General features: G+C 37.2%; 21 protein-coding genes. 5 read left to right on the forward strand and 16 right to left on the reverse strand.

The annotated features are described in order from the left end of the window. Positions 1-9: 9 nt before the first annotated feature. The 4 genes from era to cshA form a co-directional block, all read right to left on the reverse strand. Positions 10-915: a GTPase Era gene (gene era, locus P6922_RS01660; RefSeq protein WP_276873737.1), complete on the reverse strand. Its 906-nt coding sequence runs from the start codon at positions 913-915 to the stop codon at positions 10-12. Then, positions 908-1,417: an rRNA maturation RNase YbeY gene (ybeY, locus tag P6922_RS01665; protein ID WP_007555034.1), complete on the reverse strand. Its 510-nt coding sequence runs from the start codon at positions 1,415-1,417 to the stop codon at positions 908-910. The genes era and ybeY overlap by 8 nt, the downstream gene beginning before the upstream one ends. Continuing rightward, positions 1,392-2,411: a PhoH family protein gene (locus P6922_RS01670; protein ID WP_276873740.1), complete on the reverse strand. Its 1,020-nt coding sequence runs from the start codon at positions 2,409-2,411 to the stop codon at positions 1,392-1,394. Before P6922_RS01670 ends, ybeY begins: the two co-directional genes overlap by 26 nt. A gap of 129 nt (positions 2,412-2,540) precedes the next feature. Then, positions 2,541-4,016, reverse strand: a complete 1,476-nt coding sequence (gene cshA / locus P6922_RS01675; RefSeq protein WP_276873743.1) for a degradosome RNA helicase CshA — start codon at positions 4,014-4,016, stop codon at positions 2,541-2,543. 273 nt (positions 4,017-4,289) lie between these two features. Here cshA and P6922_RS01680 point away from each other — a divergent pair, with 273 nt between their 5' ends. Both P6922_RS01680 and P6922_RS01685 read left to right on the forward strand, forming a co-directional pair. Next, positions 4,290-4,838 carry a chromate transporter gene (locus tag P6922_RS01680; RefSeq protein ID WP_276873745.1) on the forward strand — a complete coding sequence of 183 codons (549 nt, stop codon included), beginning with the start codon at positions 4,290-4,292 and terminating at the stop codon, positions 4,836-4,838. Then, complete coding sequence (locus tag P6922_RS01685) at positions 4,835-5,401, forward strand: chromate transporter (RefSeq protein WP_276873747.1); 567 nt, start codon at positions 4,835-4,837, stop codon at positions 5,399-5,401. The genes P6922_RS01680 and P6922_RS01685 overlap by 4 nt, the downstream gene beginning before the upstream one ends. On the opposite strand, the gene P6922_RS01690 is transcribed toward P6922_RS01685, so the two are convergent. Beyond that, positions 5,398-5,850, reverse strand: coding sequence for a rhodanese-like domain-containing protein (locus P6922_RS01690; RefSeq protein WP_276873750.1), 453 nt, complete (start codon positions 5,848-5,850; stop codon positions 5,398-5,400). The genes P6922_RS01685 and P6922_RS01690 overlap by 4 nt on opposite strands. Positions 5,851-6,009: 159 nt before the next feature. Between P6922_RS01690 and P6922_RS01695 the strand changes: the two genes are divergently transcribed. Both P6922_RS01695 and P6922_RS01700 read left to right on the forward strand, forming a co-directional pair. Then, complete coding sequence (locus tag P6922_RS01695; RefSeq protein WP_276873753.1) at positions 6,010-6,690, forward strand: HAD hydrolase-like protein; 681 nt, start codon at positions 6,010-6,012, stop codon at positions 6,688-6,690. 703 nt (positions 6,691-7,393) lie between these two features. After that, on the forward strand, positions 7,394-8,347 hold the full coding sequence (locus tag P6922_RS01700; protein WP_276873756.1) for an L-lactate dehydrogenase: 954 nt from the start codon (positions 7,394-7,396) through the stop codon (positions 8,345-8,347). Positions 8,348-8,442: 95 nt separating this feature from the next. Here the strand turns inward: P6922_RS01700 and P6922_RS01705 are convergent, their stop codons facing one another. The 10 genes from P6922_RS01705 to P6922_RS01750 form a co-directional block, all read right to left on the reverse strand. Continuing rightward, positions 8,443-9,288: a YihY/virulence factor BrkB family protein gene (locus tag P6922_RS01705; protein ID WP_276873758.1), complete on the reverse strand. Its 846-nt coding sequence runs from the start codon at positions 9,286-9,288 to the stop codon at positions 8,443-8,445. 90 nt (positions 9,289-9,378) lie between these two features. Beyond that, positions 9,379-11,187, reverse strand: coding sequence for a translational GTPase TypA (gene typA / locus P6922_RS01710; protein ID WP_007554976.1), 1,809 nt, complete (start codon positions 11,185-11,187; stop codon positions 9,379-9,381). Positions 11,188-11,317: 130 nt separating this feature from the next. Then, on the reverse strand, positions 11,318-14,383 hold the full coding sequence (locus tag P6922_RS01715; protein ID WP_276873760.1) for an efflux RND transporter permease subunit: 3,066 nt from the start codon (positions 14,381-14,383) through the stop codon (positions 11,318-11,320). Beyond that, positions 14,380-15,441 carry an efflux RND transporter periplasmic adaptor subunit gene (locus P6922_RS01720; RefSeq protein WP_276873762.1) on the reverse strand — a complete coding sequence of 354 codons (1,062 nt, stop codon included), beginning with the start codon at positions 15,439-15,441 and terminating at the stop codon, positions 14,380-14,382. The genes P6922_RS01715 and P6922_RS01720 overlap by 4 nt, the downstream gene beginning before the upstream one ends. A 187-nt stretch (positions 15,442-15,628) precedes the next feature. After that, complete coding sequence (gene truA, locus P6922_RS01725) at positions 15,629-16,429, reverse strand: tRNA pseudouridine(38-40) synthase TruA (RefSeq protein ID WP_276873764.1); 801 nt, start codon at positions 16,427-16,429, stop codon at positions 15,629-15,631. 12 nt (positions 16,430-16,441) lie between these two features. Beyond that, positions 16,442-17,245 (reverse strand): energy-coupling factor transporter transmembrane component T family protein, encoded by an 804-nt coding sequence (locus P6922_RS01730; protein ID WP_276873766.1) that lies wholly within the window; start codon positions 17,243-17,245, stop codon positions 16,442-16,444. Further along, positions 17,239-18,102: an energy-coupling factor transporter ATPase gene (locus P6922_RS01735; RefSeq protein WP_276873769.1), complete on the reverse strand. Its 864-nt coding sequence runs from the start codon at positions 18,100-18,102 to the stop codon at positions 17,239-17,241. Before P6922_RS01735 ends, P6922_RS01730 begins: the two co-directional genes overlap by 7 nt. Then, positions 18,078-18,956, reverse strand: a complete 879-nt coding sequence (locus P6922_RS01740; RefSeq protein ID WP_007555764.1) for an energy-coupling factor transporter ATPase — start codon at positions 18,954-18,956, stop codon at positions 18,078-18,080. The genes P6922_RS01735 and P6922_RS01740 overlap by 25 nt, the downstream gene beginning before the upstream one ends. Positions 18,957-19,149: 193 nt before the next feature. After that, complete coding sequence (locus P6922_RS01745; protein WP_276873772.1) at positions 19,150-19,911, reverse strand: HAD-IIB family hydrolase; 762 nt, start codon at positions 19,909-19,911, stop codon at positions 19,150-19,152. Between the two features lie 104 nt (positions 19,912-20,015). Beyond that, complete coding sequence (locus P6922_RS01750; RefSeq protein WP_007555767.1) at positions 20,016-20,564, reverse strand: glutathione peroxidase; 549 nt, start codon at positions 20,562-20,564, stop codon at positions 20,016-20,018. Between the two features lie 200 nt (positions 20,565-20,764). On the opposite strand from P6922_RS01750, the gene P6922_RS01755 reads away from it, so the two are divergent. Beyond that, positions 20,765-21,577, forward strand: a complete 813-nt coding sequence (locus P6922_RS01755; RefSeq protein ID WP_276873775.1) for a DNA glycosylase — start codon at positions 20,765-20,767, stop codon at positions 21,575-21,577. Positions 21,578-21,625: 48 nt separating this feature from the next. Here P6922_RS01755 and P6922_RS01760 read toward each other — a convergent pair whose 3' ends face one another. Continuing rightward, entirely contained in the window at positions 21,626-22,072 is a 447-nt protein-coding gene (locus P6922_RS01760) for a DUF340 domain-containing protein (RefSeq protein ID WP_276873778.1), read from the reverse strand.

A 22,072-nucleotide genomic window follows, 5' to 3' on the forward strand; every position in this document is an offset into this window, starting at 1 on the left:
TTTCCTTTCTTATTTATGTTCTTTATAACCCAATTCTCGTAACATATAGTCTTTGTTTTTCCAATCTCTGTTTACTTTGACCCATAAGTCCAAAAATACGGGTGAGCCTACAACTTTTTGTATTTCTTCTCTTGCTTCTTTACCGGCGTCTTTAAGTAAACTTCCTTTTGAGCCTATTACTATACGTTTTTGTGATTCTCTTTCTACATATATGGTACAACGAATATATACTTTTCCGTTTTCACGTACTTTAAATTCTTCGGTAAATACTCCTATCGCATGCGGAATTTCTTCGTGTGTACGGAGAAGTATTTTTTCACGAACAATTTCTTGTACTATTATTCTTTCCGGTTGGTCCGTAATCATATCGTCCGGGAAGTATTTCGGACCTTCCGGCAACATTTTTTCCAAGACTTGCATGAGTTCGTCCATATTTCTTCCGGTTTGTGCCGATACCGGTATTATTTCTTTGAAGTTGTACATTTGACTGTATTGTTTTATTTTTTTCAAAATTGCGGCTTCACTTACCAAGTCTATTTTGTTCAATACAAGTACTACCGGTGTTTTTTTGTTTTCCAAAAGGCTCAGCAGATACCTGTCTCCGGCTCCGGGCGGATCGTCACATGCACATATCATTACTACTATGTCCACTTCACCTATTGCGTCGACAGTGGATTGTCTTATGACTTCTCCGAGTTTGCTTTTCGGTTTGTGCATTCCCGGTGTATCCAAAAATACGATTTGAGAATTTTCTCCGTTCCATACACCTGTAATTTTGTTTCTTGTTGTTTGTGCATGTGCGGAGACTATTGATATTTTTTCTCCCAAAACGGTATTCAACAGTGTAGATTTCCCTACGTTCGGTCTACCTACAAGTGCAATAAATCCGGAATGAAATTTTTCTTCGTTATCCATTAATTTCTCCTGTTTCATTTTCTTTTCTTTCTATTTTTCCTTCTGTCACTACACGCTGAAGTCCGCAAGCTCCCAATATGTCTTCTTCCGCTTTGCGCATTTCTTTCTTTTCTTCCGCTTCATAGTGATCGTATCCCAAAATATGGAGAAAACCGTGTACGGATAAGTATGCCATTTCACGTTCTTCGCTGTGTCCGTACATATGTGCCTGTTCTTTTGCACGGTCTATATTTAAAATAATATCTCCAAGTGCTTTTTCTTCTTCAGGTATATAATCTTCTCCTTCGTTCAATGCAAAGGAGAGTACATCCGTCGGTGCATCTATACCTCTGTAATCTCTGTTCAGTTCATGTATTCTTTCGGCTCCGCATATAAGAACTCCCAATTCGGCATCTTCTGGAAGTTTTTGTAATTCGGCACCTTTTTTCAAAACTTTCAGTATGAGTTGTTCGGTTTCTTCATTGCAATATTTTTGATCACTGTAGCTGATCATTATTTCCATGATTCTTTCTGTCCTCCGCTTTTCTCTTTCTTTTTGCATCTTTTTCGTATGCATTTATAATTGCCGCCACCAAGTCATGACGTACTACGTCTTCGGATGTGAATTTAATTGTAGATATACCTTTTACATTTTTCAAGACTCTTTGTGCATCGACAAGTCCGCTTACGGTATGTGACGGTAAATCTATTTGAGTTATATCTCCATTTATTACCATTTTCGAACGATTTCCCAATCGTGTCAAAAACATTTTTATTTGCTCTTTTGTGGTATTTTGCGCTTCATCCAAAATTATAAATGATTTTTCAAGTGTTCTTCCTCGCATGTATGCAAGTGATGCAACTTCTATCATTCCTTTTTGTTGAAGTTTTATAAATTCATCAATTCCGAACATATCCGACAGTCCGTCAAATAACGGCCTTAAGTACGGGTTTACTTTTTCTTGCAAATCACCCGGCAAAAATCCCAATTTTTCTCCTGCTTCCACTGCCGGTCTTACAAGTATAATTCGTTGTACATTGTGATTTTTCAAATAAAACGCACCCAGCGCAACTGCCAAGTATGTTTTTCCGCAACCTGCAGGCCCTATTCCGAATGTAATATCGTGTGTTCGTATTGCATCTACATAATATTTTTGTCCGATTGTACGAGGTCGTATCATCGTACCGTTTTTCGATACGTTTATTATATCGTTTTGCATTGCATAAAGAAGGTCGGTTTGATTTGTATCCAAAAATTCAATAACCGTTCTTACTTGCTTTTCATTTATTGCAATATGTTCACAATACATTCGATGTAATTCCGACAATACTTTTATACATTTGTTTACTTTTTCTTCGTCACCGGAAATTTTTATCATATTTCCTCGTGCCATTATGTCGGCTTCATAGTGCTTGCCTATTATATGAATGTATTTGTTTTCTTTTTCAAATAATCGTGATGCTTCGGCAATTTCTTGTATAACAAGTTGCTTTGTTATTTCTTTTATAATTTTCACTCCTTTTATAATTTTTCAATATTATATTTTTTTATACTTTGATTTCATTATATACTATTGCATTGTACTAAAACAGTCAAAATATAAAAATCGCAATATATTTGAAAATCAAACATATTGCGATTTACGTTAATCTTTGAAGTACGGTACAAATTTTCCGCGAACTTTCTTTTCTTTGAATTTATGATCTTTTTTTGATGAAAATTTTCTGTTCTTATGTTCAAAAGATTTTCCGTTTCTGCGATGACGGAAGTTGCCTTTACCTTTTCCTCTGTTTCTTCTGAACATCGGTTTTTCTTCCGTAATTTTTACCGGTGTTATATCAGGCTGCTTTGTCAAAAGCTTGATTGCGGCCGATACCAACGATACCGAATCGATATTGTTCAAAAGTTCTTCGGCTGTTTCTATGTAATGCTCAAGTCCGCCGGATTGTGCGGTATTTCTCAATGTTTCAATTGCAGTACGTTCATTACCTTTAATTACTTCCGACAAACTCGGAACTGCACGTCTTTTTATTCTTCTTCTGATTACACGTTCGATTTCACGAAGTTGTCCCATTTCACGTGAAATTACAAATGTAGTCGCAAGTCCTGTCTTACCTGCACGTCCTGTACGTCCTACTCTATGTACATAAATTTCAGGGTCTTGAGGCATATCGAAGTTGTATACATGTGTTACTCCGCTTATATCCAATCCTCTTGCGGCGACATCGGTAGCAACGAGGAAATCTATCGTTCCTTCTTTGAATTGTCTTATTACGCTGTCACGTTTTTGCTGTGATAAATCTCCATGCAAACCTTCTGCCGAGTATGCACGTTTTTTGAGTGCTTCGGTTACTTCATCGGCACGACGTTTCGTTCTTACGAAAACGATTGCAAGTTCCGGTGATTGCATATCCAAAAGTCTGCACAAAGCATCGAATTTTTGGCGATCCGGAAGTTCGATATATTCCTGTTCAATCAAATCTATTGTCACCGTTGCAGCTTTAATTTTTACAATTTCCGGTTCATTCAAAAATGAGTTTGCAAGTTCACGAATGGGAGCCGGCATTGTAGCGGAGAAAAACAATGTTTGTCTTTCTTTAGGAGTTGCCGCCATGATAGTACGGATATCGTCAATAAATCCCATATCCACCATTTCATCGCCTTCATCAAGTACAGCAATTTGCACATTTGAAAGGTCGATAGTCTTGCGCTTCATATGATCCATAAGACGGCCCGGAGTGGCAACAATTATATTCGGCTTCTTTTTCAATGCACGAAATTGACGCTCTATATCCTGACCACCGTAAATCGGAATAGTTTTTATATTCATATATTGTGCCAAATGATTTATTTCTTCGGCAGATTGTATGGCAAGTTCACGAGTGGGTGAAAGCACAATAGCCTGCGGTCCCGGTTTGGAAGTATCTATTCTTTGCAAAATCGGAATACCGAATGCTGCAGTTTTTCCTGTACCGGTCTGTGCTTGACCTATTAAATCCTTACCTTGCATCGCAATCGGAATAGCTTCTTTTTGTATAGGTGAAGGTTCCTCAAATCCCATATCGGCAACAGCCTTCATTATCTCTTCACTAAGTCCCAATTCTTTAAATGTTTCGTACATGTATCCTCCTGTGTTCATGTGTCTGTCAAATTTAATATTTTCGCATTAAATTTATTGATAAAAAAAGGAAACGCATGTACGTTTCCCTTACAATTGCATCTTTCTTTGTATCCTTAACGGATCACGTCAGCTTACTATTTTTGTATTATATCATAAATTATTTACTAATAGCAAAATTTTTTAGCTTAATATAAAAATTTTTTCTATAATAAAATCTTTCAATCTTTCAAAATCCAACCTTCCATTTCTGATATTATCTATAAAGGAGGATTTATGAACGAACTTTTAAAGCTTTTTATTTCATTTGCAAAAGTAGGCGTACTGACATTCGGAGGCGGATATGCGATGCTTCCCATATTACAAAGAGAAATCGTTGAAAAAAACAAATGGGCGACAGAAGAAGAATTGATGAACTACTTTGCGATAGGTCAATGTACACCCGGAATGATTGCAGTAAACACAGCAACTTTTATAGGTTGCAAGAAAAAAGGAATAATCGGCGGTACATTTGCAACTTTAGGAGTTATCACTCCTTCAATAATAATTATTACATTCGTTGCAATGTTTTTATCTTCAATCAAGAACAATATTTACATACAATATGCTTTTGAAGGTATACGTGCATGTGTAACCGTACTTATACTCGATACGGTAATAAATCTCATAAGAAAATCTTTAAAAGACAACTTCGGATTACTTATATTTCTTATCGTACTGCTGCTGTCGCTCTTTACATCACTTTCACCGGCAATACTGATAATACTTTCAGGTGTATCAGGATACATTGTAAGAAAATTTAAAACCGAAAGGAATATTAAATGATATATTGGCAAATTTTCATTTCATTTTTCCAAGCCGGACTTTTTGCAGTAGGAGGCGGACTGGCAACGCTGCCTTTCTTCTATGCAATGTCTGCCGAAACGGGTTGGTTCACAACAGCGGATATTGCAAACATGATAGCAATTGCACAATCCGCTCCGGGGCCTTTGGGTGTAAATATCTCCACATATGCCGGATACTGCATTACAAATCCGTACGGAGGAATTGTTGCAACACTTTCACTCACTCTTCCGTCTCTTTTATGTATAATATCTATTCACAAAATTTTTATGACAAATAAAAACTCTCAAACACTGAAAGATATTTTTTACGGACTTAATCCTGCATCATGCGCATTAATTGCAGCTGCAGGAATAGGAGTTGCAAAAACCACATGGATTCAACAAAATATTTTTGAAAATCCAAGTATGCTTACAAATATATTCAATATAAAAACCGTACTTATATCCGCAATCGTATGGATTGCATTGCGCAAATTAAAAAAACACCCGATATGGTACATAATATTTTCAGCCATAGCAGGTATTCTTTTAAATATAATCTAAGGTTCAATTTCATAAGGCCACGAATTTATGCCGCCCAAATCATACACCGAAGTATAACCTTTACCGACAAGCGCACGCAAAGCCATTGCACTTCTTCCGCCGCTTTGACAATAAACGATAATAGTTTTATTCTTATCTTTCACCGTCTTTTCAATCTTACCGTCAAGAACTGAAAGCGGAACGGAAACGGAACCGGGAATATGACCGCTTTCATATTCATTCGACTCCCTTACATCTACAAGTACGGCCTCTTCAGATTTAACCATATTACGTGCAGAATCGGCATCTATCCTATACTTCGCATCCTTCAAATTTTTCATATACGCAAACACTCCCGACACCAAACCTATAACAATAAGACCTATAGAAGTCGGAGTCAATTCACCTTTGATTACACCCGACAACCCCATTAAAATCAATATGGCACTTACAGCAATAGATATTTTCATAACACTTTGATACAATATAAAAAAATAAGATCGACTTCTATCTTGAACACGCACAAACAATTCAAGAGCTTTTTCTATATTATAACAAAATCACCTCGATTCATAAAACTATATCCAATTTTTTAAATTTATAATTAAATTTTAACACAAAGGTGTGAAATGGACAAATACATTTTATTCGATCTTGACGGAACGATATCGGAATCGTCAAAAGGAATTACAAAATCCGTAAAATACTGTCTTGAATCGGTAAATATCTACGAAAACGATTTAAAAAAACTTGAAATGTTCATAGGTCCGCCGCTGAACGTGGCATTCAAAGAAGTATACGGACTGAACTCAAAAGAAATATCCCTTGCACTTTCAAACTTTCGTGACTACTATGAAGAAAAAGGAATGTTCGAATGTAATTTATACAAAGGAATAAACAATCTTCTGAAGGCATGTCACGAAGAAGGAATGCATCTTGCAGTAGCATCGAGCAAACCGGTCGAATACGTGCGTGCAATCATAAACCACTTCAAACTGACTCCCTTTTTCGATTTCATAGGCGGAAGCGACATAAAAGACGAAGTTGAAAACAAGATAACAAAAAACAGCAAAGAAATAGTAATAAGAAACGCACTTGAAAATTTGAAAATAAATACGAAAACGAGTAACCTTTCAATAACAATGGTAGGCGACAGAAAATTCGACATAGCTGGCGGTCGTGCAAACAAAATAAAAACCATAGGAGTATCCTACGGTTACGGAACAAAAGAAGAACTTCAAAAAGCCGGCGCAGATAAAATTGTCTCCACCGTTTGCGAATTACAAAAAGAATTACTGAACAAGGACTGAATTACGGATAATTTTTACATTATACATATTTAAGCAAAATTCAAATATTATATAAAAATTTTATTTCCGTTGCTAAGCATTATCTAAAAAATAATGCTTTTTTATTTTATTATTTCAATTATAAATCCTTGCGCTATTGTTGCTTAATATTTACAATATAGAGGATTGGACGAAAAATAAATTAATCTGTTCGGGTACTGCTTTGTATTCTGCACGTTTACATACCGATTTTCCGTAAGGTTTGTACAAATTGCAAATTTCTTATGTTTTTATGCTCGGTGAACATGGTGAAAGCTTCATAAATTATTGAAGTCTTGTATATAGACGGAATGAATATCAATCAGTATTTGAAAGATACAGATATTGTTTTCGACAACAGTTTTTAAAATAACGTTTCAAAAATGTCCATTTTCATGGATATGTATAACGATTCAAAGGGTTACCGAGTTCGGTATTTCTTCTACTGCGGCTGAAATTGTTCGTGTCGTTTATGTTTATAGGCATAAAATTTCCATATTCGGTTTATGTCGATAATATGTACGGTGTGCATGATGTATTTCTTTTTTCGGCTCGGTAAGAAAGATGTCGAGAGTATCAGTAAGCTTGTTTTTACTTCAGATAAATTTCGTGATTTACATAATTCGGTTGACGCTTTGAAAGCACATTTCCGTAAAATTGTTTCTTCGATTTAAAGGAGGATATTATGTCTATCAAAACAAGAAAGATAGGTATTTTGGGTGCGGGTAATGTCGGTGCACATATGGGTTTGCAGTTGGTTGTTCAAGGTATTGCCGATGAAATTGTTTTTTATGATATTGCAAAGGAAAAAACGGACGGTGAAATCAGAGATATTTTGGACGGTGTAAGTTATTATCCTCACCATGTGGAGGTTTATCAGGGTACTGTCGACGATATGAAAGATGCCGATATTATTATCAATACTGTCGGCGGTTCTATGAAGCTTACAAATGATCGTCTCGTTTTGCTCGAAAATACTATAAAGATTAACAAGCAGCTTGTTCCTCTTATTGAAAAGTCGGGGTTTGACGGTATTATTATGTCCATTACAAATCCTTGTGATGTGGTTGTTCAATATTTGCAATATAAGTTGGATTGGCCGAAGAATAAAATTTTCGGTTCGGGTACCGCTTTGGATTCCGCACGTTTACAGTTGATGCTTTGTCAGCAGCTTAAGATAAATCGTAATTCAATCAATGCTTATCTTTTGGGTGAACATGGAAACAGTGCGATGATTCCTTGGAGTCATGTGAGTGTTGCAGGTAAACCGATTGATGAGTTGTTACGTGAGCAAAGCGACATGTACAAAATTGAACCTAAGGATGTAATTTTACAGAAGGTAAAAAATCAGGGTTATATTGAAAACAGCAGCAAAGGTTGTACGGAGTACGGTGTAACGGCTTCCACTTCCGAGCTTGTGCGTGCGGTTTTACATAATGAACATAAAGTTATTCCATGTGCCGTTTATCTTGACGGTGAGTACGGTGTACATGATGTGTATACATCGGTTCCGGCAATAATAGGCAAGGACGGAGTTGAGGGTATCATAGAAATCAACTTGACTGATGAGGAAAGAAAAGAGTTCCTCGCTTCTGTAGATGTATTGAAGTCTTATTTCAAGAAGGCTTTGAAGGTGTAATTTAAAGTATTTACGTTTTTCGGTAAATTTAAAGAGCAGAGTACCGTTTTATTTATTTTTCGTTTAGCGGTATGTTTTCTGCTCTTTTTTGTGTTTTATTTTATATTTTTTATTTCTTCACATGTCATTATGCATTCACTTCCGGTAATTATTACTATGGATGCAAGTCTGAACCATATGAAAAGTACGACCAGTCCTATCAAGGATCCGTATGTTGCTCCCATTTTCGATATTTCAAGTATGTAGTATCCGTATATTCCGGTTAGCAGGAGCAATATACCTGTTACAAACAGTGATGTCACAAGTATTACCGGCCATGTTGCACATTTTTTTGCCGGTGCAAATCTGTAAAATGCGGCAAGTGAGAATATCATCATTGTGAAAGGTATTGCATATTTCGCTATGTTCCATATTTCCAAAAACATTTCCGGTATGCCGAAGTAGTATGCTATTACGTATATAAGTGCATTTGCAAATACTATCATCCCGAGTGACAGTATAAGGCTGAATGTAATAAGCAATGTAAAAAGCAGCGATTTTATACTTACCGTTATCCAGTTTTGAATATTTCTGTTTTTAAAAAATATTTTGTCCATCGCCCGTATAATTACGTTTATACCTTGTGATGATGTCCATAGTGCACCGAAAAGACCGATTGCAAGCCATACGGTGCTTCGTCCTTGTATTATTCTGTATATGTTTTCCGCCATACTCACTTCAAGTTGTTGCGGCAGGTAGTGCAAAAATTTTATTATTACTTGAATTTGCGGTGCGGCAAAAAACAGTATCGCATTTGTGAAAAAAACCAGAAACGGTACCAATCCCAATATAAAGTAGTATGTCGATTCTGCGGCAAATGCGGTGACATCATCTTTTATAAAACGTTTCACCATATGTTTTATTGCGTATTTGTATTTGTTTAAGGGGCGGGAATTGTTCATATTTTCTCCTTTAAACTTTACTTATTTTCTTTATTTTACACTAAAAAAATCCGAAACCGAAGTTCCGGATTTTTAATTTTTCCGATTTTATTATTTTTTCTTTGCGTTTTTGTAACGAAGTTGACGTGAAATAACTTGTTTTCTCATTCTTATGCTTTTAGGTGTTACTTCTACAAGTTCATCGTCGGCTATCCATTCCAATGCGCCTTCAAGTGTGTATTGACGACATGGTGGAAGTCTTATCGCTTCATCGGATCCCGCTGCACGTGTGTTTGTAAGGTGTTTTTTCTTACAAGGGTTTACGTCCATATCGTTTTCTCTTGAGTTTTCTCCTATTATCATGCCTTCGTATACTTCAACGCCCGGATCTATGAAGAGTGTTCCTCTTTCAAGTATACTGTTCAATCCATATGCCGTTGTAGTTCCTGCTTCAAATGCTACGAGAGATCCGCGTGTACGTTCAGGAATATCTCCTTTGTACGGTGAGTATCCTTGGAATACGTGATAGAGTATTCCTGTTCCGCGTGTGGTTGTAAGAAGTTCGTTTCTGAATCCCAAAAGTCCACGTGCCGGTATCGAAAATTCCATGCGTATGTATCCTGCAAGTTCTTCCATTGATATCATTTCCGCACGTCTGGGTCCCAAGCCTTCCATTACGGCTCCCATGAATTCTTGCGGTACTTCTATGGTAAGTCTTTCCAACGGTTCACAACGTTTCCCGTCAATTTCTTTGTAAATTACTTGCGGTTTCGATACTTCAAGTTCGTATCCTTCACGTCTCATAACTTCGATGAGTACCGACAAATGTAATTCTCCTCGGCCGGATACCAAAAATGCATCTGCCGTATCTGTGTCTTCTACTTTCAATGCTACATTCGTTTCAATTTCTTTCATAAGTCTTGCACGAATGTGTCGACTTGTTACATAATCGCCTTCTCTTCCGGCGAACGGACTTTTGTTTACACGAAATACCATTGACAATGTCGGTTCGTCAATTTTTATTGTCGGAAGTGCTTCTACGTGTTCGGCATCGGAAACAGTTTCTCCGATTGTTATATTTTTAAATCCTGCTATTGCAACAATATCTCCGATTTTCGCTTCTTCTATAGGAGTACGTTTCATTCCTTGCCAGTTGAATAATTGTCCGACAAAGTCATTTCTTGTTTTTTCTCCGTCCGTTATGGCTACTTTCATGCCTTTCTTTACTGTACCTCTTGTAATACGTCCGATTGCAACTTTTCCCAAGTAATCGTCAGATTCAAGTGTTGTTACCATAATCTGAAGAGGTTCGTCCGGTTCACCTTCCGGAGGAGGACAGCTTTCCATTATTGTTTTAAATAACGGTTCCAAGTCCTTTCCTTCATCTTTCATATTGAGTTTTGCAATACCGTCACGAGCTGAGGCGTATACAAGCGGAAAATCGAGTTGGTCGTCATCTGCATCGAGTTCGACAAACAGGTCAAGAATTTCTCCTTCCACTTCGGATATACGTTCATCCGGTCTGTCTATTTTGTTTATAACTACTATAGGTTTAAGTTTATGTTCAAGTGCTTTACGCAAAACATACTTGGTTTGCGGCATCGGACCTTCGTGTGAATCTACAAGAAGCAGTACTCCGTCTACCATGTTCAATATACGTTCTACTTCGCCGCCGAAGTCTGCGTGGCCGGGTGTGTCTACTATATTTATCTTAACTCCGTTGTGCATTACCGAAGTGTTTTTAGCTAAAATTGTAATTCCACGTTCACGTTCGAGCGGGTTCGAGTCCATTACACGTTCAACAACTTTTTGATTTTCTCTGAAAATATGACTCTGTCTGAGCATCGCATCTACCAGTGTGGTTTTGCCATGATCGACATGAGCGATAATAGCAATATTGCGAATATCTTCTCTGATCATTATAAAAATTCCCCCTGAAACATAAATCTTTAAAAAGCATTACTATTTATTCTAACTCATAGATTGTAAGATGGCAATATATGAAAAAATCGACCTTAAAATTTTTTACACTTCAAGGTCGATTTTTCGTTTAACGTTCGGGTTCATTCACTTTATAGTACCAGCAGTACATTGCAGGTACGACAAGTAAACCTATAACCGTTGCAACCATAAGTCCGCCGATAAAGGATACCGCCAAAGGTCTCCAGAACGGATTAGGTATAAGAGGTACGAATCCCAATACGTCCGTTACGGATGAAAGCATAATGGGTCTGAAACGAAGTGCTGCGGATTTTACTACCGCATCATATGCACTCATACCTTCCGACAGATGTTGCCGGATTTGGTCAAGCAGTATAATACTGTTTCTTATAATCATTCCGGCAAGCGCTATCATACCGATTATTGAAACGAATCCTATCGGTTGTCTTGTTATCAGGAGTGTCCAAATGGCTCCGATAAGTCCGAGCGGACCGGTTATTGCAGCTATCGCCATAAGCGGTAATTTTTCAAGTTCGAATATCAATACGGTGAGTATCAATATTATCATAATCGGAACAGGTTCAACCAAGTTTTTCAGAGATTTTTCACTCATTTCGAGTCTTCCGCCTTTTTCAAGACTTGCGCCTTCCGGAAGATTTTCTCTGAAATCTTTGAGTGTATCATCGTATAATTCTTCCGCTACCGAATCTGCCGTACTTCCTTGAACTTCACAACGCAATGTTATTGTCGGTTTCAAATTTCTTCTGTAAATTGAAGATACTTCGTTTTCGTATGAAATTTCCGCAATTTGTCCCAGCGGCACGAACTTATTATTTCCTATATGTACCGGCATTGATTCAAGTTGTGCCAAACGTTGTGTGTTGCTGCCTTCAAGTTTGAATGAAATAGGTACGTTCTGATTACCTTGGTATGATTCTCCGACTTTTACTCCCGAGAGTTTTACATATAAATCTTGTGCTACGGCATAGTTGTCTATTCCGAGTTTACGTACTTTGTTTTGATCTATATTCAATTTAACCGTCGGTGCTTCTTGCGGCCAATCCATGCTCGGATTTACAACGTGTTTATTTGTTTTCATCAATTCCATGGCACGGTTTGCAAGTGCAATCGTATCCTTTACATTATCTGCACTCAGACGAAGCATTACCGGATATTCCGAAGGAGGTCCGGTCTGTATAAGTCTTATATGTGCTTGAACGTCCGGATATTTTTCCGCAATATTTTTTAATACTTCTTCTTTCAGTGTATCTCTTCCTTTACCGCCGGTTGTAACGATAATCATTTGTCCATGTCCGCTTTCGGCAGGTTTAGGATCGAAGAGGAATATAAAGCGCGGTGCAGTATCTCCTATATAGGTTGAGAATGATGAAACTCTCTTGTCTCCGTACAGAGTGTTTGCAATTTCCGACATTACTTTTTTCGTATCCGTAATTGATGATCCTTGCGGCAAGTTTACGTCCAAAATCAATTCCGGTCTTACCGAGTCGGGGAAAAATTCCTTATTTACAAACGGTATCGCAAGTATTGTAAGTGCAAAAATACCTACCGTTGCAATCATGACGGTTCGTTTAAAACGTATGCAATATGTAATCCATTTATGAAATATTTCATATGTTTTGTCTGCAACTTTTTTTGATATACGAGAGAATGCGTTTTCTTTTTTCTCGGTATTTATTCTTATAAATTTATACCCCAGTACCGGACTTACAAATATTGATGTAAGCCATGAGAGTATCAATGTGGCGGCTATTACAAAGAAAAACGCTCCCACGTATTCCGCTGTCGGTCCTTTTGAAAATCCTACGGGTATAAATCCCGCTGCCGTAATAAGTGTACCGGCGAGCATAGGTTTTGCGCATGATTTATATGCCGCTTGTGCGGCTTCCATTCTGCCTAAACCATTTTCAAGTTTCACTTGAATCATTTCTATTACTATAATTGCATCATCTACCAAAAGCCCCAACGACACAATCAGTGAACCCAAAGATACAATGTGCAAGTCTATGCCTTGCCATTTCATAAAAATAAATGATGCACAGACTACTACCGGTATGCAAAGTGCAAGTACAATTCCGCTCCAAAGTCCCAATGATATGAAGCTTGCTATCATTACTATTACTATCGCTTCAATAAGGGATTCGGTAAATTCTCCTATGGAGTTAACTACAACGGACGGTTGATCCGCTACAAGTCCTATGTCCATTCCGAGCGGTAAATTCGATTTTTCCTGTTCAACGACTTTTTGCAAATTTTTACCGAGTACGGTATTATCTCCGCCCGGAACCATAGATACTGCAACACCTATTGCCGGTTTTCCGTTAAAGTACATAAGCGACTTTTCAGGTTGTGCATATACTTGATGCACACTTGCAATGTCTCCGACTTTGAATGAACGGTCTCCGATTTGTATCGGTATTTGTCTTATGGAATCTTCATTTTCCAAAAGTCCGGATACACGTATTGCAACATCTCTGCTTCCGGTTTGTATCATTCCCGAAGGCATCAAAGAACTTTGTCTTTTAAGCATTTGAAAAACGCTCGCCGGACTTATTCCCATTGATGCCAATTTATTTTGATCCATTTCAATATAAATTGTCTGTTCTTGTACTCCGAGCAATTTAACTTGTTGTACATCTTTTACCGTAGACAATTTACGTCTTAATTCTTCGGCCGCTTTTCTTTTTTCTTCGTATGAGTAATCATCTCCCGTAACAGCATATATGGATCCGTAAACGTCATCAAAACGATCGTTTACAAACGGTCCTATTACTCCGCTCGGAAGATTTTTCATTTCATCGTTTACCAAATTGCGTACATCATGCCAACGTGTCGCTATATCTTTTTGAGGTACAGAATCGGATAATGTAACGTATATAATGGTTTTCCCGTCATGTGTAACGGATTTTACATTATCTATTCCCTTGGTTTCTTGCAATTTGCGTTCCAAAGGATCGGCAACTTTTTCCGCCATTTGTTCGGAAGATGCTCCCGGCCATGCTACCGCAACTACCGATTGTTTCATTGTGAAATCGGGGTCTTCACTTCTTCCCAAATTAAAGTATGACCATATACCTCCCAATACAATGACGATGATGAAGAAATAAATAATGGACTTATGTTTTATAGACCATTCGGCCAAGTTAAACCGCTTCATAATCTTACCTCTTCTCCGTCTGTCAATTGTTTGATTCCGGCGGTTACTATGCGATCGCCCTTCTTTATTCCCGAAATTATTTCAATTCCGTCAGATGTATATTTACCGACTTCTACAATTACAGGACGAACTTTGTTGTTATCTACTATCCACACTTTATTTTTCCCGTCTTTTCCGTCAATTGCGGTAAGAGGTACGATTATTTTATTCATATCGGTATCACCGAACGATACTTGTGCTGTCATTCCTATGACCACATTTTCCGGTGCATCTGTCAAAGAAATTTTTGCATCATATGTACCGGTTGACGGATTCGGAGTTCCGGCTATTTCCTTTATAACTCCATGAACGACCACATCCGGTAATGCCCAGAATGTGACGGTACAAGACATACCTACCGAGTACTTCGAATATTGTTTTTCAGTCAAAGAAATATTTACTTCTTTTGTGGAGTCGTCAACAATAATTGCAACCGGCATTCCCGGACCTGCAACTTGTCCCACTTCAAATAAAGTATTTCCTATCACTCCGCTTCTGTCTGCGGTAAGAACCGTCAAATTCAAATTATTTTCGGCTCTTCCTACCATAGCTTGCGCCTGATCGAGTTGTGCCTGTGCCAATTCAAATTGACTTTGTGTCTGATCCATTGCCATGTCGCTTATTGCATCTATATCATGCAATTTCTGAAAACGTGCCAATGTAGTTTTCGCCAAATTATATTGCGCTTTGGCAGCTGCAAGTTTACCTTCTGCTGCATTTGCAGTTTCTTCGGCATCTTTCGAATCTATACGAAACAAAGGCTGCCCTGCAGTAACATGTTGTCCGGACGAAACGTATTTTTCCACAATACGTCCTCCTACCGGAAATGCCAATGCGGATTCATATCCTCCATGAACCGTTCCGGAAAAACTCGTGTCGCTCCCTTTTTGTCCTTCTCCTATAACCATTGTTTTTACCAACGGTTTTTTATCAGTTTGTGATTTTTGTGTACCGCAACCGGATGAAAAAAGCAAAAGTGCAACACACAAAGCACCTATTACGACTTTATTTTTATTCATAATTGCCTCCCTGCTCATCGTCTGAACAGACATTAATTCCACAATCATTCTAACACACTTTAAATTATTTAAAATTTTTATGAAATTTTCATATCAATTAAACATTTTTATTGTTTTGATTAATTCATCTGAAAATGCAAAAAACCGAAGAATTATCTTCGGTAATTTTATCTGCCTTTATTATACTCTATAAACAAGTCCAAGGATAGTAACTTATATTTAATATTTCGTTTATACTTTCATGACTTATCGGTTCAAAATAAACTTTGAGCAATGCAAGTCCTTGAGGAGGTGCCGTAACGCCGAGTTTTTTTCTGTCTTTTGCTTTAAGTATTTCTTTTATGCGTTCCGGTGTCATAATTCCACGTCCGGCATCTACAAATGCACCTACCATGTTTCTTACCATATGGTATAAAAATCCTTCTCCCGTTACATAAACAAAAATGAGAGATTTTTTTCTTATTATACGTACTTCATTTATAAATCTTACAGGATCTGCGGGAACCGAATTATTTCCTCGAAAAGATGTAAAATCATGTTTGCCTTCAAGTACTTTTGCGACTTCCTTCATCTTTTGCAAGTCCAATTTTCTGCCGGTATACCACACGTATTTTCTCAAAAAAGGATTTATATCTTTGTCTTCACTTAGTATATAAGCATATGTTTTTCCGTAATTTGTTTTTCTTACCGAAAAATCTTCGTACATTTCTTTACTTTTCAAAACTCTTATATCGCAGGGAAGCAACGAATTCATAGCATTTTTAAAACGTTCCGAAGGTATTGAAGATTCGGTATAAAAAGTACATTCCTGTCCGTAAGCATGTACTCCGGCATCGGTCCTTGCAACAAAATAAATTGTCGTATGTACTCCCGTAAGTTTTTTCAAAACTTTTTCCAATGCTTCTTGAACTGTAAATCCGTTTTCTTGTCTTTGAAATCCTGCGTACTCGGTTCCGTCATATGAAACCGTTATCCAAATATTCCTCATATCACTTTCCGATTATATACTGAAATATCTCATTAGAAATACAATTACCAATGCAACGATTGTAATCGTCATTGCAGTGTAATCTCTTGTACCGTATGACAATTGTGTCATTTTTGTTCTTCCTTCACCGCCACGATAGCAACGTGCTTCCATTGCAGTTGCCAAATCGTCGGCTCTTCGGAATGATGAAATAAAAAGCGGCACCATTATCGGTATCATGCTTTTTGCACGTTGCAAGAAATTGCCGTTTATAAAATCTGCACCTCTTGATGCTTGTGCTTTCATAATCCTGTCCGTTTCTTCGAGCAATGTCGGTATAAATCTGAGTGCAATCGTCATCATCATTGCAAGTTCATGTGCCGGTACACCGAAACGTTGCAGCGGTGTAAGTATGGATTCTATACCGTCGGTCAGAATTATGGGACTTGTAGTAAATGTAAGAAGTGATGCGAAAATTATAAGTAAAAGCAATCTCAACGTCATGAAAATACCGTTGGTAAATCCTTCTTTTGTTATATGAAACCATCTATATGCTATTAAATCCGTCCCCGGAGTTGTAAAGAAATGTATAAGCATGGTAAATATAAGGATAAACCACAGCGGTTTTACCGCACGCCAAATCATTACAGGCGGCACTCTTGAAATTGCTACCGTCAAAATCACAAACAGCGTTGAAAATAAATACGAATATATGCTGTTTGATGAAAAAATCGTAATGACGGCAATCATCATGCAAAAAATTTTTGCACGCGGATCCATATGATGCAGTACCGATTCTCCCGGATAGTACTGTCCTAAAGTCATATCAGTCAGCATATATCCTCCTTGAGCGTATTATACATTTCATCTATCGCATTTTGTACGGAAGTAGCATGCTCCGGAACTTTTATGCCTTTTTCCTTCAAGTGCATCAATGTCTTTGTAAGAGGCGGCAAATCTACACCGCATTCAATTAGAATATCTTTTTTATTCAAAAAAATATCCATCGGATTTCCGTCCAAAACTATTTTACCTTTGTGCAATACCAAGAGCCTGTTTGCAAGACGTGCTATATCGTCCATGTTGTGTGAAACTAAAATAACCGAAAATTTACCTTGATTGAATCCTTTTTTTATACGATCGAAAATTTCTTTTCTTCCTATCGGATCCAAACCCGCCGAAGGTTCATCAAGTATCAAAAATTTCGGACGCATTGCAATTACACCGGCAATGGCGACACGTCTTTGCTGTCCGCCCGACAATCTGAAAGGTGAACGTTCTGCAAATGTATCGTAATCCAAACCCGCAAAATTCATCGCTTCACGCACACGCTCGTCAATTTCTTTTTCATTGCATCCCAAATTCCGAGGTGCAAAAGCAATATCCTTTGCCACACTTTCTTCAAAAAGCTGATGTTCGGGATATTGAAAAACCATTCCGACCGAATGACGTTTTTTTATCGCAGCTTGAGATTTATCAGATAAATCTACTCCGTCTATCGTCACTTTTCCTTCCGTCGGATGTATCAAACCGTTCAAATGTTGTATCAAAGTAGATTTTCCGCTGCCGGTATGCCCGATAATACCTACAAATTCACCTTCGTTAAAAGTCAAATTTATATCCGAAAGAGCTTTTTTCTCATACGGAGTACCTTTACCGTATATATAATTTACATTTTCGACACAAATCGACATAACTCTTCTCCCAATTCTTCATCAGACATACAATCCTTTTTTATGGAAAGTCCTTTTTTGTTCAAACCGTAAGAAATAGCGGTAGGAACGGGAACCGCCAACCCCATGCCCGTCAACTCATCAACTTTTGAAAATACTTCACGAGGAGTTCCTTGCAATTCCAATTTACCTTTATTCATTACAAGAACTTTATCGGCAGTAACGGCCTCTTCCATGAAATGAGTAATCAAAACAATGGTAATACCCTCATTTCTATTCAAATCATGAACGGTTTTCATTACTTCTTTTCTTCCTAAAGGATCCAACATTGCAGTAGGTTCATCAAGAACTATGCAGGAAGGTTTCATCGCCAAAACACCTGCAATCGCCAAACGTTGCTTCTGTCCGCCGGAAAGCATCGAAGGAGCATGCTTCAAATATTTCAACAAACGAACTTTTTCAAGCGATTCCTTCACACGTCTTTTTATTTCTTCAGGTTCAACACCCAAGTTTTCAGGACCGAATGCAACTTCTTCTTCCACAACTGCCGCTACAAGTTGATTGTCCGGATTTTGAAATACCATACCGACTTTTTGACGAATATTCCAAACATTCGAAAAATCTTTTGTAGACATTCCGTCCACAAAAACCTCACCTTCGGTAGGTAATAAAAGTGCATTCAAATGACGTGCCAAAGTAGATTTACCGCTACCGTTGGTACCTATAATCGCAGTAAAAGACCCCTTTTCTATACTTGCGGAAACACCTTTCAACGCAGTATACGTTTTCCCGTCAAGCGACTCAAATGTATGCTCTATATTTTTAATTTCGAAAAGAATTTCTTCATTTCGATTTTCTTGACCGTTACTCTTCATCTGAACTCTCTTTTGCTAAAAAAACAATATCAATTAACTCTAATTCTATAAAGACTGCATACATTTGTCAAACTGAAAAATGCAACAAAAAATGACAAAAATCCCTGAAACTCAGCATAAACACTGATTAAACTCAGGATATATATTTTTGTCATATTTTTATAAACTATTATAACCAGACTGTTTTTTTATATTATATCCAGCCGAACTTTTTACATGCGTTGTAAATGCCGTCATCATCAACCGAATCCGTCACATATTTTGAAAGATTTTTCAATTTCTGATGAGAATTTCCCATAGCCACACTCATCCACTCCGGTCTGAACATGGCCTCATCATTTTTACCGTCACCGAAAACAACTATTTGATCGTCATTAACACCGTATCTCTTCATCATTTCAAAAATACCGCGTTCCTTATTAACCGGTTCTATAAGCATGGTATCGTCTTCATACCAAAAATAAGTCAAACCGTGAAAATCTATACTGAAACGATCACCGGAATTTACACCGAGAAATATTTTATAAATTCTGTCCAAATCGTTAAAATCAAGAGAAGTATCCGTAAAAGTTTTATAATACTCATCCGGAACGACTTTTTTATAAAGTAAACTGTTTGCATGACGTTCACGAGCATTATCTATAACAACGGCAGCAGGATATTTTTCGGGATCCAACCCGTTCAAAAACTTATGGCATGTATCAATAGGAAGCCCGTCATGGTAAATCAACTCGCCATTTACGGTAAGAGCATTACCTCCGTCGGAGATAAAAGACTCCACCTCAAGTTCTTTTGCAATCTCTTTTGCATCGTCTTGAATACGTCCGGTAGCCAAAGCGACAAAATGCCCGTTTTTTCTTAATAAATGCAAAGCCTCCAATGTACTGTCGGAATAATTGTCATGCACCCTTGACCTTAAAGTTCCGTCAATATCGAAAAAGAAAAATTTTTTCACGAAATTCACCTCGATTCAAAACAGATATATATAATATATTACATAATTTTATCCATAAAATAAATAGCAAAATAAAAGTGCATGGAAACCATGCACAATATATTTTAGAGCAATTTCTCAATTGAAGACTCTATCTTTTCAGGTTTTGTAATCGGTTCGAAACGTGCTACCACTTCACCTTCACGATTTACCAAAAATTTTGTGAAGTTCCACTTTATTGAATCACCTAAAATAAAACTCGGGAAATCCGATTTGAGGAAACCAAGCAAATCTTTTCCTTCTTCGCAGTCGTACTGACATTTCATAAAACCGCACTTTGAAGTCAAAAACTTGAACAAAGGCTGAGCATTTTCACCACGAACATCACCCTTTGCAAAAAGCGGGAATGTAACGCCATGATTCAAACGGCAAAATGATGCAATCTCCGAATCACTGCCCGGTTCCTGATGCAAAAACTGATTGCTCGGAAAACCTAAAACTACAAATCCCTTATCTTTATACTTCTTGTACAAAGCTTCCAAACCGTCATACTGATAAGTAAAACCGCACTTGCTTGCAGTATTTACAATAAGCATAACCTTACCCTTATAATCGGCTAAAGACTTTTCCTCTCCTGAAATTGTCTTTACTGAAAAATCATAAATACTTTTCATATCAAACACCTCTTAGATTATATTCCAAATTAATCACTGAACGACCTTTTATATCGAGCATTATCATTATAGTTTAAAACCGCACATATATCAAGCAAATTATATTCAATTTTATTAATATAGTGTTATCGAAAACTTATTAAATAACAAGCCGCATTTTCATTTGATATAATGTAATTAATTCTATTAAGGAGTAAACTATGGAAATAAAAATTAACGACGACTTCGATTTGACAAAAATCATAAACAGCGGACAATGTTTTCGAGGAAAAGAAATTGAAGAAAACATTTACAGATTCATCACAAACGATGAAATAATATATATACGAAAAAAGAGTGATGACGCATATGAAATATCTTGTGATGAACGTACATGGAACAAAGTATGGAAAAATTATTTCGATATGGAAAGAAACTACAAAGAAATAAGAAAACAAATTCCTGAAAACGACACTTTCCTTATTAAATCGGCACGTACAGGAAGAGGAATACGCATACTCAATCAAGATCCGTGGGAAATGCTAATTACATTCATTACATCACAAAGAAAAAGTATACCGGCGATACGAAGTGCAATAGAAAAACTCTGCATACTCGCAGGAAATAAAAAAACTACGGATTACGAAACGATATACACCTTCCCTACAATCGAAACATTGAGCGAACTTGCACTTAAAGACTTGGAAAGCTGCGGACTCGGATATCGTGCTCCTTATATTTACAAAACAACTCAAATTATTCGAAAAGGCGAAATAAATTTAGAAGAACTTTACGCATATAATGACGAAAAACTTATAGAAACATTGAAAATTTTCCCCGGAGTGGGAATAAAAGTTGCAAATTGCGTGGCACTTTTTGCATACGGAAGAACCAATCGTGCTCCGGTAGACGTATGGATAGAAAGAATAATAAAAAACGAATATGAAGGTATAAATCCGTTCAACAATTACAAAACAAATGCCGGAATAATGCAGCAATATATGTTCTACTATATGCAGGTAAACAAGAAATAAAAAAATGTACATTTTACGGAAATCACCGCAAAATGTACATTTTTTATTTTATATTTGTCCCATACTCATAAGTATAAATTGTGCTATTATTGCCGAACCGATATATGTACCGATAAATACTACCGCACTTACAATTACAATTCTCCAACTGCTCTTTACGAAAACATCCAAATCTTTACAAATCGCAATACCTGCATACGCAAGTATCGGTGTACAAAGTTGCAAAAATCCTACATGTTTTACAGCATTGTTTACAAATTCAGATCCCGGAAATCCCGGATATGTAATTATACATCCCAAAGTTACTATGTACGCAGCACCGGGAACATTACCGGGAAGATATTTTCCCAATACCATTCCGACAAAGGCGATAACAATCAAAATCAACATACCGATCCATGAATCGGCCAATGCATTATTTGTACCTACAGTATTTGCCACAAGCGACATAGCACCTGTTATAACCAATACCTGTGCAATTTCTGTCAATTTCAT

The organism is Dialister micraerophilus, from assembly GCF_947090205.1.
GTDB lineage: Bacteria > Bacillota > Negativicutes > Veillonellales > Dialisteraceae > Dialister > Dialister micraerophilus.